Origin of the sequence: Sphingomonas cannabina (genome assembly GCF_021391395.1) — a bacterium.
Lineage (GTDB): Bacteria > Pseudomonadota > Alphaproteobacteria > Sphingomonadales > Sphingomonadaceae > Sphingomonas > Sphingomonas cannabina.
The window spans coordinates 4,178,919-4,193,968 of record NZ_CP090059.1 but is presented as its reverse complement, the minus strand read 5'-3'; the positions used below and the strand labels follow the sequence as shown (position 1 = coordinate 4,193,968).

Genomic DNA, 15,050 nt, shown 5'->3' with positions numbered 1-15,050 from the left:
TCGGTCCATATGTTGAAACGCTGCGTGGATCCAATTTCCGATGAAGCGAGCCTTAGCCTCATTCGGGCCAGCCTGTCTATAATAGTAATATTATATCGAACTGGAAATCAGTCTCTAGCCCCTCCCCTTCAGGGGAGGGGTTGGGGGTGGGGCAGTGCGGCAGGCCATATCGCTTGGGGCCAGGCCCCACCCCAACCCCTCCCCTGAAGGGGAGGGGCTTCGTTCCGGCTCAGCGCTCCGCCAGAATCGACCGGTCGATCTTGGCAACCGCATTGACCCCGGTCAGCGTCATCGCGACGCGCATCTCCTTCTCGATCAGTTCGAGCAGCTGCACGACGCCGGCCTCGCCCCGTGCCGCCAGCGCATAGAGCCAGGCGCGGCCGAGCAGCACGCCGTGCGCGCCGAGCGCCAGCATCCGCACCACGTCGAGCCCCGAACGGATGCCCGAATCGGCCAGCACCGTCACCCGGTCGCGCACAGCGTCGGCGATCGCCGGCAGCGCCCGCGCGCTCGACAGCACCCCGTCGAGCTGACGGCCGCCGTGGTTGGAGACGACGATCCCGTTCGCGCCGATGTCGGCGGCGGCGAGCGCGTCCTCGGGGTCGAGGATGCCCTTGATGATCAGCGGGCCGTCCCACGCCGCGCGGATCCAGTCGAGGTCGCGCCAGGTGATCGACGGATCGAAGTTGGCGCCGAGCCAGCCCATATAGTCGTTCATCCCGCTGGCGTTGCCGAGCACCGGCTCGAGGTTGCCGAGCCGGTGCGGCCGCCCGCGGATGCCGACGTCCCACGCCCAGCCGGGCTTGCCGATCGCCTGCAGCACGCGGCGCAGCGGCGCGTTCGGCCCCGACATGCCCGAATGCGCGTCGCGATAGCGCGCGCCGGGCACCGGCATGTCGACGGTGAACACCAGCGCCTCCGCTCCGGCTTCCTTCGCAGCGGCGATCAGGTCGCCCATGAAGCCGCGGTCGCGGATCACGTAGAGCTGGAACCACAAAGGTCCGCGGCTGGCCCGCGCGATCTCGCCGATCGAGCAGAGCGCGACGGTCGAGACGGTGAACGGCAGCCCGCGCGCATTGGCGGCGCGCGCCGCCTGCGTCTCGCCGCGGCGGCGGTACATGCCGCCGATGCCGATCGGCCCCAGCGCGACCGGCAGCGGCTGCGCGCGTCCGAATAAGGTCGTCGACAGGTCGATCTCGGCGACATCGCCCAGCACGCGCTGGCGCAGCGCCACCGCCTGGAGGTCGGCGACGTTGCTCGCCAGCGTCGCCTCGGCATAGGCGCCGCCGTCGGCGTAATCGAACAGGAACCGCGGCAGCCGCCGCTTCGCCGCCGTGCGGAAGTCGAGCGTCGAGGCGATCGTCGTCACTGCAGGTTCACGAACATGCCGCCGTCGACCAGCAGCGCCGCGCCGGTGACGTATTGCGCGAGATCGGAGGCGAGGAAGACGGTCGGCCCGACCATGTCCTCGGGCTGGCCCAGGCGGCCGAGCGGCACGCGGCTTTCCATGTACCGGCGCTTCTCCACGTCGGCGAGGTCGTCCTTGTTGATGTCGGTCAGGATGGTGCCGGGCAGCAGCGCGTTGCAGCGGATGCCGTGCTTGCCGAGCGCGATCGCGGTCGACTGCATCAGCGACAGCACGCCCGCCTTGGTCGGGGTATAGTGCGTCTGATATTCGCCGCCGACCAGCGCGGAGATCGAAGACATGGCGATGATCGAGCCGCCGTCGCCCTGCGCCACCATCTGCCTGGCCGCCGCCTGCACCATGAAATAGGCGCCGTGCAGGTTGACCCGCATCGTGCGCTCCAGCGTCTCCACCGGCATGTCGAGGAAGGCATGGAACGGGCAGATGCCGGCATTGTTGACGAACACGTCGACGCGGCCCAGCGCCGCGGTCGCGCGCGCGACGAAGTCGGTCGCGGTCTGCGGATCGGCGACGTCGCCCTGGATCGCGACGCCCTTGCGGCCCAGCGCCTCGATCTCGGCCACCGCCGCCTCGGCGCCCGCGGTGTCGCGCGCGAAGTTGATCGCGACGTTCGCGCCATGCTTCGCGCAGCCCACCGCCACCGCGCGGCCGATCCCCGCCGAGGCGCCCGTCACCAGAACCGTCTTGTTCTCCAGCAGCATGTCACAATCCCTTAGTGTCGAGTTCAGATCAGTTGAAGCGAGCCTGTACCCCGGCGAAGGCCGGGGCCCAGCATCGGGCCGGCCAAAGCGGCGCGAACCATCGCCACCGCCCGGCGACTGGGCCCCGGCCTCCGCCGGGGAACGGAGTCGGTTTCACTGAAGACCATCCTAGTTCAAACGATCCTGGAGCACGGCGACGCCCTCGGGCTCGAGCGCGACGCTGCCGACCTTGCCCCCTGCCAGCACATCGCCCATCGCGCGCGGCAATGCCACGGTGCGGCGCTCGCGGCCATGGTTGATGAGGATGACGATCCTGCGGCCGCCGCCCTCGCGGGTCATCAGCTCGACGTCCTCGGGCACCGCGAAGTCGCGGATGACGCCGGCACTGGCGAGCGCCCGGTCGATCAGCCCCTTCATCACCGCGTCGTCGACCAATGCGCCGACATAGGTAATCGTGCCCTTGCCGACCTTCCGCGTGATCGCGGCGGGGTGGCCGTCGAGCCAGCCGTTGGCCTTGCCGTAGCGCAGCAGCACCTCGGTATCGGGCGCCTTGGTCGACAGGTCCTCGGCCCAGATCGTCGCCTTGCCGCCTTCCACCGCGACCGTCTCGTCGAGCGCGTAGAATTGCTCGACCTGCCCGCCGAGCAACTCGGCGAGCGCTCCCGGCTGGCGAACCGGCTCGAGACGATTGAACTCGTCCTTCATCCCCGATCGCGGACCGAGGATCAGGTGGCCGCCGCCCTTCACATAGGCGGCGAGCTTCGCCGCCGTCTCGTCGGTGATGATGTTGAGACTAGGCGCCACCACCAGCCTGTAGTCGCCCAGCGGCCCCGCCGCCTCGACGATGTCGACCGCGCCGAGGGCATCCTTGAGCGGCCGGTAATAGTCGAGCAGCACCGCGATCTGGTCATAGTCCTTGTGGTGCAGCTGGAAGTCGATCGCCCAGCGGCTCGGATAGTCCTGCAGGATGGCGACCGGCGACACCGGATGCGTGCCGGCGATCACCGGCGAAGCCTTCGCCATCTCGCGCCCGATCCGCGTCACCTCGGGGTAGATCGGCAGCGGCTTGCCGTCAGGGCCGATGATCGATCCGTGCATCGTCTCCTGGCCGTTCAGCGCGTTGCGCCATTGCCAGTAGAGCACGCCGTCGGCGCCGTGCCCGACCGCCTGCCACGCCATCGCCCGCGTCTCGCCAGGGTAGAGCATGTTGCTGACCGGCGCCCAGTTCACGAAGCCGGGCTGGATTTCCATCACCCAGAAATTCCTGCGCTTCCATCCGCGCACCAGGTCGTGCGTCGCGCCGTTGCGATAGGGCTGGAGATGGCCGGTACCGACGTAATTGTCCCACGACGCGAAATCGAGGTCGCGATTGATCGCATAGCGGTCGAACTTGTTCGCCCAGCCGAGCCCGCCCAAGTTGGTGGTGATGAACTGCGCCGGCACTGCCTTGGCCCGGATCGCGTCGAGCTGGTTCTTCTGGAACTCGACCCACTGGCTGGTGATGAAGCGCTTCTGCTCCAGCATCAGCCCGGGATTGCCCTTCTCGGTGTTGAACGGCACCTGATCCCAGCCGGTATAGGTCTGCGACCAATAGGCGGTCGTCCACACCTCGTTCAATTTGTCGAGCGTGCCGTAGCGCTGCTTCAGCCACGCGACCCACGCCGCCTTGGCATCGGGATCGTAGCTCTCGTCGGTATATTCGTTGCCGATCTGCCAGCCGATGACGTTGGGCTCGTGCCCCAGCGCCTCGGCCATACGACCCACGATGTCACGGCAGAACGCGCGGTAACGCTGCGACGAGATCGAGAACTGCCGCCGCCCACCGTGGCCCAGCCTTTTGCCCTCGCCGTCGATGCGCAGCACCTCGGGATATTTCTGCGTGAGCCAGGCCGGCGGCGTGTCGGTCGGCGTGCCGATCACGACCTTGATGTCGTACCTGGCGGCGAGCCGGACGGCGCGGACCAGCCAGCTCATGTCGTATGCGCCTTCGGTCGGCTCCATCCGGCTCCAGGCGAACTCGCCGATCCGCACGACGTTGGCGCCGTGCGCCTTCATCAGGCGCAGGTCCTCTTCCCAGCGCTCCTCGGGCCATTGTTCGGGATACCAGGCGGAGCCGAGCCACAGCTTGTCGAACTGCTGCTGCCCGGCGGGTGCGACCGTATCGGCCGCCGCCGGCAACGGCGTCGCAAGCAAGGCCGCCGCAGCCAGCGCGATCTTGAGCCGAACCGATCCGCCAGTGTTCCCCGGCGAAGGCCGGGGCCCAGTTTCGAGCCGCTCGTTGGAGAGCGATGCGCGCTGCTTCGACGGCGTCGCGACTGGGCCCCGGCCTTCGCCGGGGAAGCGATTCATCGCGTATCGCTCCGGAACCAATCGCCTCATATCGACCAGCCGCCGTCGATGTTGTGGATCTGCCCGGTCGTGTAGGTCGCCCCGGCGAGATAGACGACCAGGTCGGCGATCTCCTCCGGCGTGCCGATGCGCCCGATCGGCTGGCGCGCGACGAAGGCGGCGCGGGTGGTCTCATAATCGCCCTGCGCGGACAGGCGCTGCTGCAGCGACGGTGTCTCGACCGTGCCCGGGCAGATCGCGTTGCAGCGGACGCCCTGGCCGACATAGTCGGCGGCGAGCGCCTTGGTGAGGCCGATCACCGCCGCCTTGGTCGTGCCGTAGACGAAGCGGTTGGGCACGCCCTTCACGCTCGAGGCGACCGACGACATGTTGATGATCGCCCCGTCGCCCTTGGCCAGCATCCCCGGCAGCACCGCGCGGCATGTCCGCACCATCGCCTTGACGTTGAGCTCATAGGCGAAGTCGAGGTCGGCGTCGGTCGACTCGAGCAGCGCGCCGCCGTGAACGACGCCCGCACAGTTGAACAGGATGTCGACCGTGCCCGCGCCGCCGACCACCGCCGCGATGTCGTTCGGGTCGAGCACGTCCAGCCGGGTGGCGGTGATGCGCTCGCCGGCCAGGCCCTCCAGCGCCGCCTCGTTGATATCGGTCGCGATTACGCGCGCGCCGGCCGCGGCGAGCGCAAGCACCGAGGCGCGGCCGATGCCCTGCGCAGCGGCGGTGACGAGGGCGGTCTTGCCGGAAAGATCGGTCACGGGAGGTCCTTCTTCATTCTGTGGGAATCGGAAACGCGGGTGCGGCGGCGGCGCGATAGCAGGCTTCGACCAATGCCATGGTTCTCCACGCGTCCTCGACATTGGTGGCGAGATGGTCGTCCTCGCCCGCCGCGAAGCGCTGGAGATTGGCCATCGGGCCGATGAATGCGTCAGGGAACCATGCGCCTTCAAGCGCGATCTGCTGCCACGGCCCGCCCTTGCGCGCGAACCAGAGCTCGTCGGGCTCGCCGGTCGGATAGTCGAGCAGCAGCCCGAGCTTCACCATCGCCGCGCCCTCGGTCCCCTCGATGCGGAATGAGGCGTCCTGGAAGCGGCGGCCGAAATCATGGTGATGGTTGATCGACAGCGTCGCGCGCAGCGTCCCGCCATAGTCGAGGATCGCGGTGGTGCGCGTGTCGGCGAGCCGGCTCGACGGATGCGCGTAGCTGCGCGCGAACACGCCCGCGGGATCGCCGGCGAGCGCGCGGATCGTGTCGAGATAGTGGATCGAATGCGACACGATCTCGACCCGCGGATTGGGGATGAGATGCGGGAACAGCTGCCAGGGCGTGACGAGGTTGAGGTGCACCTCGATCTCGACCAGCTCGCCGAGCCGCCCCTGCGCGATCGCGTCCGCCACCGCCAGCATCATCGCCGAATAACGCAGCTGGAAGTTGACCGACGCCGTCAGCCGGCGCTCCCGGCACACCTGCCGGATCGCGGTGGCGGCGGCGAGGTCGAGCCCCATCGGCTTCTGCAGCAGCACCGCCGCGCCCTCGGACAGTGCGGACAGGATCGCGGCATGGGCGACCGGCGGCGCGGCGACGTCGAACACCGCATCGGCGGCCGCCGCCTCCTCCAGCGAGCCGAACACGGTGGCGATGCCCCATTCCGCCGCCAGCGCCTCGGCCCGCGCGCGGTCGGTGTCGTAGAGCCCGGCGACGGTGAAGCCCGCCTTGCGATAGGCGGGCAGATGCGCGTCCTTCACGATCCCGCCGGTGCCGACGATCACGATCGGCCGCGGGTCGGACGGCATCGGCCAGTGCTGCCGGAGCGCGCTCACAGGACCGCCTCCGCCCTGGCCTGGGCGGCGGCGAGCAGCTCGCCGGTCGGCACGTCGCTCGTCACCGCCGCGGCCATCAGGTCGTCGACGACGTGCGAGATGTCGGCCAGCTTCGGCGTCAGCGGCATCTGCCGGGCATGCTCGTGCAGCCAGTCGAGCCGGTGGTAATAGGGGATCAGCGCGTTGACCTGCGGGTCGGCCCAGGTCGACCGGCGCACGCCGATCGCGCCTTCGGTGGTGGTGAGCTTGTCCATCGGCGCGGTGGCGCAGTGGCGGAGGAATTCCCAGGCGAGATCCTTGCGGGCCGATCCGCTGCCGATCGTCAGCACCCAGAACACGTTGAGCGATACGCTGCGCCCGCCCGGCCCGGCGGGCAGGGGAGCGATGTCGACCAGCCCCTTCACCCGGCTGTCGGCGGCGGTGTCGGCATAGGCGGCGAAGCCGAACCAATTGGCCATCAGCGCCACCTTGCCCTCGGCGAACAGCAGTCCCGCCTTGACGCTGTCGAGCTCCCGCGCACCCGGCGCCATCGCCTTCGCGTCCCCAGCGAGCGTACGCAGGAAATCGAGCGCCGCGTGGGCCTGGGGCGAGGTGAAGGCAGGACGGCCGGCCGTATCGAACGGCTCGCCGCCTCGCGACCAGATATGGATGCAGAAATCGTAGAAGCCGTTGTGCCCATCGGGGAACAACGCGAGCACCGTGCCATATTGCTCTTGGCTCGGCCGGTGCAGCGCCCGGGCGGCGGCGTGGAACGCGTCCCAGGTCGTCGGCACTGCGATGCCTGCGGCGGCGAGCAGGTCCTTGCGGTAGACGAGACACTCGGGACCGTCGTGGTACGGCATGCCCCAATAGCCACCGGCGAAGCGCTGCATCGTCGTCAGCGAAGGGCTCCAGGCATCGGGGAAATCGGCGATCGGCGCCCGCGCCATGTGCGGCGCCAAGTCCTCGAGCAGGCCGTCCGCCTGCGCCTCGGCCAGCCAGTCGGTCGCCATGAAGGCGATGTCCCATTCGCCGTTCGCGAGCCCGCGCTTGCCGATCACCGCCTCGTGCAGCGGATTGAGGTCCATCGCCACTGCCTCCAGTGAGACATCGGCACCCGTCGCGGAGACGAAATCGGCGAACTGCTTGGCGATGGCGCTTTCGAACGGGCCGAACTTGCGCACTGCGATGCGGAGCGTCTCGGTCATGCCGCAGCCTCCTCCGCGGCTGCGGGCCGCGCGCGGCGGCGGTCCGCGCCGATCGTGTAGATCGCGGCCGCCGCCACGACCACGATGCCCTCGATCAGTCCCTGATAGTTGGCGCCGAGATTGAGCACGTTGAACCCGTTGGTGAGCGTGAACAACAGCAGCGCGCCGACCACCGTCTTCACTACACTCCCCGCCCCGCCGAACAGCGACGTGCCGCCCAGGATCGCGGCGGCGATCACGGTCAGCTCGGCACCCTGCAGCGCGGTCGGGTTGATCGCGCCGAGACGGCAGCCGAACAATATGCCGGCGAAGCCCGCCGCCACGCTCGACAGCACGAAGGCGCCGAGCCGATAGACATGGACGTTGATGCCGGACAGCCGCGCCGCCTCGGCATTGCCGCCGACGGCATAGAGGCGGCGGCCGGCCACGGTGAAGCGGAGCACGAACCAGACCAGCGCGGTAAAGACCGCGAGATAGACCACCGGCGCCGCGACGGTGAAGCCGGTGCCGGCGAGCAGCGCCAGCGCGCCGACCACTACGCCGCCCGCGATCGTCAGCGGCAGCCGCCTGGCCGCCCCCAAGGCGATGAGCCCCGCCGCCAGCGCCAGCAGCGGCCAGAACAGCGGCACGCGCGCGCTCTCGAACGCCAGCATCTCGCTGAGCACCTGCGGCTGCTCGACCATCAGCGAGCGGCCGTCGGTGAGGATCAGCACCAGCCCGCGCACCGCCGTCAGCGTGCCGAGCGTCACGATGAAGGCGTTGATCCCGACGAACTGGACGATCGCGCCGTTGAGCAGCCCGATCGACGCAGCGACGCACAGCGCCGCGACCGCCGCCGGTACGAAGCCGACCTGCCCGGCCAGCCCGATCAGCACCGCCGCCGCCAGCGCTGCCACCGAGGCGACCGACAGGTCGAACGCGCCGGTGATCAGCATCACCGTCATCGCCACGCCCATGATCCCGACCAGCGATGCCTGATAGGCGATGTTGCCGAGGTTCTGGCTCGACAGATAGGGCGGCAGACCGCGCGACGCCGCCAGCGCCGCGAGCACGCCGAGCAGCAGGAGCAGCGCATAATAGACGCCCGCCTCCCTGAGCCCAAAGGTTCGTCGCCAGTCGATCATGCAGCGGCTCCCACGGGCGCGCGTCCGCCCCCGGCCATGAGGATGAGGTCGGATTCGGTGCTCGCCGCCGGATCGGCCTCGCCGACCATCGCGCCGTCGCGCAGCACCAGCAGGCGGTCGCATACCGCGAGCAGCTCCTCGAACTCGGAGGAGACCAGGATCACCGGCAGGCCCCCGTCGGCCAGCGCACGGATCAGCCGGAGGATGTCCGTGCGCGCGCCGATGTCGATGCCGGCGGTCGGCTCGTCGAGCAGCAGCACGCGCGTCGCGGGCGACAGCCATTTGGCGATCACCACCTTCTGCGCGTTGCCGCCCGACAGCTCGCCGGGAACGGCGTCGGGGCCGGGAGCCTTGATCGCCAGCCGCCGGATCGCATCGTCCGCGGCCGCGCGATCGGCATCGGCGTTCAGCAGCCATCGCTTGCCATGCGGAAGGGCGATGTTCTCGGCCAGCGTCAGCGCCGGGACATAGCCCTGCGCCGCGCGGTCCTCGGGCACCAGCGCGATGCCGGCGGCGACCGCCTCGTCCGGCCAGCGCCCGACCGGCGAACCGTCGAGCAGCACGGTCCCGCTCGCCCGCCGGTCGGCACCGAAGATCGCGTGGAGCAGCTCGCTCCGGCCCGAGCCGAGCGTGCCCGCCAGTCCCAGTATCTCGCCCGCCCGCAGCGTGAAGCTGGTCGGCGCGAGCTCGCCGGGCGAGGCGAGGTCGCGGACCTCCAGCACCAGCGCGCCCAGCGCACGCGGTTCGGCCGTGCGCTCGAGTGCAGTCACCGATCGCCCGGCGATGGCGGCGGCGATCGCGTGCGGCTGGAGCCCGGCGGTCTCCGCATGAAGCACGGTGCGGCCGTCGCGCAGCACCGTCACCTCGTCGGTCAGCGCCATGATCTCGTCGATGAAGTGCGACACGAACAGCACCGCCTTGCCCTCGCCGGCGAGGCGGCGGATCGTCTCGTAGACGCGCGTCCGCTCATGGCCGGCGAGCGAGGCGGTCGGCTCGTCCATCACCACCACCCCGGCGCCCGCGGCGAGTGCCTGCGCGATCGCTACCATCTGCCGCGCGCCGATCGGCAGGTCGGCGACGAGCGCATCGAGCGGGAAGGGATCGCCGAGCGATGCCACCAGCGTGGCGATGCGTGCGCGATCGGCCGGGCGGTCTCGCCGCCAGCCGCCCTCGTCGAGCAGGATGTTCTCGATCGCGCTCAAGGTCGGCACCAGCGGGATGTGCTGGTAGATGGTGGCGACGCCGGCCGCCTTGGCGCCGCGCGGGGTCGACCAGCGCACCGTCTCGCCGTCGCGGCGGATCGTGCCGGCGGTGGGCGCCAGCGCGCCGGCCAGGATCTTGATCAGCGTCGACTTGCCCGCGCCGTTGGCGCCGAGCAGGCCGTGCACCCTCCCCGGCGCCAGCGTCAGATCGACGCCGCGCAGGGCAACGGTGCCGTTGGGAAAAGTCTTGGCGATGCCTTCGAGGCTGAGCGTCACCATTGGCCGACGCACTCCCCGACGTTGGCGCGGGTGACGGCCGGAATCGGATAGGTGCGGAAGCGCGGACCCCCCGCCTGCGGATCGTGCAGCGCCTGGAAGGCGAGCGCGCCCAGCGCCTCGGGCTTGAAGCAGACCGTGCCGTCGACCGCCCCCGCCTTGATCGAGGCGACCGCGAGCTTCGACCCGCCGACGCCGACCAGCCGCGCCTCCGAGCCCGCAGCGCGCACCGCGCGGGCGCAGCCGATCACCATGTCGTCGGCCTCGTTGAAGAACAGGTCGATGCCCGGCTGCGCGGCGAGGATGTTCTGGCACGCCGCCTCGCCGCCTTCCGACGTCCAGTTGCCCGGCTGCGAGGCGACGATCGCGTAACGGACGCCTGCCTTGGCAAGGCCCTGGCGGAAGCCGCGGGCGCGCTGCTCGACCTCCGGGAAGCCGGCGGCGCCCTCGATCACCGCGATCCGCGCGATACGGTCCTTCGGCAGCAGCCGTGCCGCGAGCGTACCGGCCGCCTCGCCGGCGGCGACCTCGTCCTGGGAAGCGAGCGCGACCAGCCCGGGATAGACGTCCTCGATCCTGCGCGTCCGGGGATCGCCGACCAGCGCCGCGACCGCCGCCACCGGCACGCCGGCGCGGCCCGCGCGGTCGACCCAGCCCTGCGCCACCACCGAATCGAGCGGCATGATCGCGATGCCCTTCACGCGCTGGGCGATCAGGTCGTCGATGTCGTTGGCCTGTTTCTGCACCTCGCCCTGCGCGTCGAGCACCACCGCGGTGGCGCCGGCCCGCGCGGCGGCATCGCCGAAGCCCTTGGCGATGGCGGCGGCGAAGGGATAGCTCAGCCCCACCGTCGACAGCCCGTAGCGCGGGCCGCCGCCGACGGTCGCGGTCACGGGAGCGCTCGCCCGCGCCGCCTGCCGCAGCGACGCCAGCGATGCGATCGCGATCACTACGACGCACGCCCAGATCAGCAGCGGGACCGGACGCCAGCGCATGGCTCAGGCCAGCGGCTCGCGGCGCAGCACGAGGTAGAGGTGCTCGCACGCCAGCACCGTCTCGCCGCGCTGGTTGCGGATGTCGACCGCCTCGGTGACGACGCCGTGCGTGGTGCGCTTGGGATGGTCGCGCTTGTCGGCGATGCGGGTGACCGTCTTGATCGTGTCGCCGATGTGCACCGGGCGGATGAAGCGCAGCCGGTCGTAGCCGTAGGACATCGCGTGCGGGTTGATGGTGGTGGCGGTGAGCCCGATGCCCACCGAGAACACCAGCGTCCCGTGCGCGATGCGCTGGCCGAAATCCTGCGTCGCGCACCATTCCGCATCCATGTGGTGCGGGAAGAAGTCGCCGGTGTGGCCGGCGTGGACGACGAAGTCGGTCTCGGTGATCGTGCGGCCGAAGCTGGTGCGCTCGGTGCCGATCTCATAGTCCTCGAAATATTGCTCGACGATCATGGGGCGGTGTCCATCAATGCGGTGTCGGCGCCGAGCCGCGGTGCCGCCCGGCCGTTGGCGAGGATGCGGCCGTCGATGCGGATCGGGCAGCGGGTGAGGGTGAGCCTGTCCCCGTCCGGCGACGTCACCTGCTGCGTCGCCTCCAGCGCGGCGAAGGCGGGGTCGGCGGTGAAGCCCGGCCAGTCGTTGACCGGCGCCGCCCAGATGCCGGCCGGCTCCAGCCGGTCGAGCCAGTGCCTGCTCGGCCGGGCCGCGAGATGATCGCGCAGCACCGCCTTGATCGCATCGCGCTCGGCGAACCAGCGGTCGGCCGGGAAGGCCGCGAGCGCAAGGCAATCGATCACCTCGGCCAGCCGGTCGACCGGGCACATCGCGATGGCGAGATGGCCGTCGGCGGTGGCATAGATGCCGTAGGGCGCGGCGAGATAGAGGTTGGCGTTGGCGACCTTGCTCCGCGCGGGCATCGCGCCGCCGCGATTGAGGTAGACCGCGAGATGCTCGAACTGCAGGTCGATCGCCGCCTCGATCAGGCTGACGTCGACGCGCCCGCCCTTGCCGGTGACGCCGCGCCGTACCAGCAGCGCGAGGATGCCCTGCGCGAGCTGCGCGCCCGCCATCATGTCGGTGATCGCCAGCCCCGCCGGCACCGGCGGCCCATCCGCGTTGCCGGAGAGCCAGGCGATCCCCGACAGCGACTGGACGAGCAGGTCCTGCCCCGGCCGGTCGCGCCACGGCCCCGTCGGCCCATAGCCGCTGACGCCGGCATAGATCAGCCGCGGGTTGAGCGCCGCCACCGCCTCCCAGCCGAGCCCGAGCCGTTCCATGATGCCCGGCCGGAAATTGTGGATCAGCACGTCGGCGCGCGCGACCAGCGCCTTCACCTTGGCGAGGTCGCCGGCATCCTTGAGGTCCGCCGCGACCGAGAGCTTGCCGCGGTTGATCGCGTGGAACAGCGCGCTGTCCCGGTCGAAGGCGAGGTCGGCGAGATAGAGTTTGCGGCCGGCGTCGCCGCCGTCGGGCCGCTCGACCTTGATCACCCGCGCGCCGAGATCGCCGAGCCGCAGCGCTGCCGAGGGGCCGGCGAGGAACTGGCTGAAGTCGAGCACCGTCACGCCGTCCAGCGGCATGCCGAGGTCGCTGTCCTGCTGGGCGGCGGCCATGATGGTGTCGATCCCCTCGATTAGTATGTTTATATGATATTTCCTTCCCAAGCGCTATGCGGCGCGTTAGGAGGCGAGTCAACCGGGTTTTGGGCCGGGTCTCGGAAGCGAGGGGAGAGGGCAATGCGCGGAATGACGTGGGACCATCCACGCGGGTTCGATCCGCTGGTCACCGCAACGCGCGAATGGGTGGCGAACGGCGGCGACCCGATCGACTGGGACCGCCGCTCGCTCCAGGATTTCGAGAGCTTTTCCGTGGAGGAGCTGGCGCGCCGCTACGACCTCATCGTGATCGATCACCCGCACGTCGGCCAGGTCGCCGATACGGGCTGCCTGGCCCCTCTCGACGAGCTCTGCGACCCCGATGCGCTCCGGGGAATCGCGGCGGGATCGGTCGGCGGCTCTTACGAGAGCTACAACTGGTCCGGCCATCAATGGGCGCTGCCGATCGACGCGGCCGCGCAGGTGCAGGCCTGGGTGCCCGGCCGGATCGGCGCGCCGCTGCGCGACTGGGATGCGGTGATCGCGTTGGGGAAGGAGGGGCGGCTGACGATCCCGCTCCGCCCGCCGCATTCGCTGATGTCGCTGTTCTCGCTGTGCGGGCTCCTCGGCGTGACCCTGCCGGTAGAGGGCGAGGCGCTGTTCCCGGAAGAGGCGCGGGCCGCCTATGACCGGTTCGCCGAGCTGGCGACAGTCATCGATCCGGCAGCCTATGACCAAGACCCGATCGCCGTGCTCGAGGCGATGGCCGAGCCAGACGCCCGGATCGCGGCCGCGCCGCTGATTTACGGCTATGTGAGCTATGCCCAGCAGGGCTTCCGTCCGACGCGGATCGCCTTCGCCGACCTGCCCGCATCCGATCCGCGCGGATCGACCCTCGGCGGCACCGGCATCGCGGTGTCGGCGTTCGGCGCCGCGCCCGCCGAAGCCGCCCGCTTCGCGCAATGGGTCGCGAGCGGCGCGGTGCAGCGCACCCTCTACGCCACCGCCGGCGGACAGCCCGCCCATGCCGGCGCCTGGGGCGACGAAGCGGTCAACGCGCCGGTCGCCGGCTTCTATGCCCAGACGCGCGCCACGCTCGACCGCTCCTGGATCCGGCCGCGCCACGACGGCTACATGGCCTTCCAACAGGCCGCCTCCGATCGGCTCAACCAGGCGCTGCGCTCGGGCGAGGACGCCACTTCCGCGCTCGCCGCGCTCAACGCCCTCTACCGGGACAGCCGATGAGCGCCGCCCGCCCGCTCGACGGGCTGCTCGTCATCGACATGGCGCAGTTCCTGTCCGGCCCCTCGGCGGCGCTCCGGCTCGGCGACCTCGGCGCGCGCGTGATCAAGGTCGAGCGGCCGGGGGCGGGCGACATCTGCCGCACCCTCTATCTCTCCGACACCGACATCGGCGGCGCCTCGACGCTGTTCCACGCGATCAACCGCGGCAAGGAAAGCATCGCGCTCGACTACAAGCAGCCCGCCGACCGCGCCGCGCTGCTCCGCCTCGCGACCCGCGCGGACGTGGTGATCCAGAATTTCCGCCCCGGCGTCGCCGGACGGCTCGGCGTCGGCCCGGAGCAGCTCCGCGCCGCCAACCCGCGGCTCGTGGTCGGCTCGATCAGCGGCTACGGCGAGGACGGGCCCTGGGCCGACCTTCCCGGCCAGGACCTGCTCGCGCAGGCGCTGTCCGGCGTGACGTGGCTCAACGGCAGCGCCGCCGACGGGCCGGTGCCGGTCGGCCTGTCGATCGCCGACATGCTCGCGGGCCATGTGCTGGTCGAGGGCATCCTGGCGGCGCTCGTCCGCCGCGGCATCGGCGGCGAGGGCGCGCATGTCGCGACCAGCCTGCTCGAGGTGCTGGTCGACTTCCAGTTCGAGGTGCTGACTACGCACCTCGGCGACGGCGGCCGGCTGCCGCGGCGCGCGGCGGTCGACAACGCCCACGCCTACCTCGCCGCGCCCTACGGCGTGTACCGCACCGCCGACGGCTGGCTCGCATTGGCGATGACGCCGCTCGCCAGGCTCGCGCCGCTGCTCGATCTCGACCTCACGGGCGATCCCTTCGCCGACCGCGACGCGATCAAAGCCCGGATCGCCGGCCGCCTCGGCGAGGACACCACCGACGCCTGGATGGCCAGGCTGCGCCCGCACGACATCTGGTGCGCGCCGGTGCTCGACTGGCCGGCGCTGCTCGCCTCGGAGGCGTTCCGCCGTCTCGACCTGCTCCAGCAGGCCGGCGGGATCACGACCACCCGCGCCCCGCTCCGCATCGACGGCGCGCGCGCGAGCAACCCCGCGGGCGCGCCCGCGATCGACCAGCACGGCGCCGCGATCCGGCGCGAGTTCGGTCTGTAAGAAGCCAAAAGGAG

13 protein-coding genes are annotated in these 15,050 nt (G+C 70.6%); 2 read left to right on the top strand and 11 right to left on the bottom strand.

The window, feature by feature from the left end:
• Nucleotides 1–229 precede the first annotated feature (229 nt).
• The 11 genes from lldD to LZK98_RS19600 form a co-directional block, all read right to left on the bottom strand.
• Complete coding sequence (lldD, locus tag LZK98_RS19650) at nt 230–1,369, bottom strand: FMN-dependent L-lactate dehydrogenase LldD (protein ID WP_233784196.1); 1,140 nt, start codon at nt 1,367–1,369, stop codon at nt 230–232.
• Nucleotides 1,366–2,127 (bottom strand): SDR family NAD(P)-dependent oxidoreductase, encoded by a 762-nt coding sequence (locus LZK98_RS19645; RefSeq protein ID WP_233784195.1) that lies wholly within the window; start codon nt 2,125–2,127, stop codon nt 1,366–1,368. The genes lldD and LZK98_RS19645 overlap by 4 nt, the downstream gene beginning before the upstream one ends.
• A 168-nt stretch (nt 2,128–2,295) precedes the next feature.
• Nucleotides 2,296–4,476: a beta-galactosidase gene (locus LZK98_RS19640; RefSeq protein ID WP_233784194.1), complete on the bottom strand. Its 2,181-nt coding sequence runs from the start codon at nt 4,474–4,476 to the stop codon at nt 2,296–2,298.
• 26 nt (nt 4,477–4,502) lie between these two features.
• The gene (locus LZK98_RS19635) at nt 4,503–5,231 is read right to left on the bottom strand and encodes an SDR family oxidoreductase (protein ID WP_233784193.1); all 729 of its coding nucleotides are present in this window, start codon (nt 5,229–5,231) and stop codon (nt 4,503–4,505) included.
• A gap of 13 nt (nt 5,232–5,244) precedes the next feature.
• Nucleotides 5,245–6,294, bottom strand: coding sequence for a Gfo/Idh/MocA family protein (locus tag LZK98_RS19630; protein ID WP_233784192.1), 1,050 nt, complete (start codon nt 6,292–6,294; stop codon nt 5,245–5,247).
• Nucleotides 6,291–7,481, bottom strand: coding sequence for an extracellular solute-binding protein (locus LZK98_RS19625; RefSeq protein ID WP_233784191.1), 1,191 nt, complete (start codon nt 7,479–7,481; stop codon nt 6,291–6,293). The genes LZK98_RS19630 and LZK98_RS19625 overlap by 4 nt, the downstream gene beginning before the upstream one ends.
• A complete protein-coding gene (locus LZK98_RS19620) occupies nt 7,478–8,605 on the bottom strand; it encodes an ABC transporter permease (protein WP_233784190.1) in 1,128 nt (375 codons plus the stop codon). The genes LZK98_RS19625 and LZK98_RS19620 overlap by 4 nt, the downstream gene beginning before the upstream one ends.
• Entirely contained in the window at nt 8,602–10,086 is a 1,485-nt protein-coding gene (locus LZK98_RS19615) for a sugar ABC transporter ATP-binding protein (protein WP_233784189.1), read from the bottom strand. Before LZK98_RS19615 ends, LZK98_RS19620 begins: the two co-directional genes overlap by 4 nt.
• Nucleotides 10,080–11,078: a sugar ABC transporter substrate-binding protein gene (locus LZK98_RS19610; RefSeq protein WP_233784188.1), complete on the bottom strand. Its 999-nt coding sequence runs from the start codon at nt 11,076–11,078 to the stop codon at nt 10,080–10,082. The genes LZK98_RS19615 and LZK98_RS19610 overlap by 7 nt, the downstream gene beginning before the upstream one ends.
• Before the next feature lie 3 nt (nt 11,079–11,081).
• On the bottom strand, nt 11,082–11,534 hold the full coding sequence (locus LZK98_RS19605; protein ID WP_233784187.1) for a MaoC/PaaZ C-terminal domain-containing protein: 453 nt from the start codon (nt 11,532–11,534) through the stop codon (nt 11,082–11,084).
• Nucleotides 11,531–12,694 carry a CaiB/BaiF CoA transferase family protein gene (locus LZK98_RS19600; RefSeq protein ID WP_233784186.1) on the bottom strand — a complete coding sequence of 388 codons (1,164 nt, stop codon included), beginning with the start codon at nt 12,692–12,694 and terminating at the stop codon, nt 11,531–11,533. The genes LZK98_RS19605 and LZK98_RS19600 overlap by 4 nt, the downstream gene beginning before the upstream one ends.
• 123 nt (nt 12,695–12,817) lie before the next feature.
• On the opposite strand from LZK98_RS19600, the gene LZK98_RS19595 reads away from it, so the two are divergent.
• A complete protein-coding gene (locus tag LZK98_RS19595) occupies nt 12,818–13,921 on the top strand; it encodes an extracellular solute-binding protein (RefSeq protein WP_233784185.1) in 1,104 nt (367 codons plus the stop codon).
• A complete protein-coding gene (locus LZK98_RS19590) occupies nt 13,918–15,036 on the top strand; it encodes a CaiB/BaiF CoA transferase family protein (RefSeq protein ID WP_233784184.1) in 1,119 nt (372 codons plus the stop codon). The genes LZK98_RS19595 and LZK98_RS19590 overlap by 4 nt, the downstream gene beginning before the upstream one ends.
• Nucleotides 15,037–15,050 lie beyond the last annotated feature (14 nt).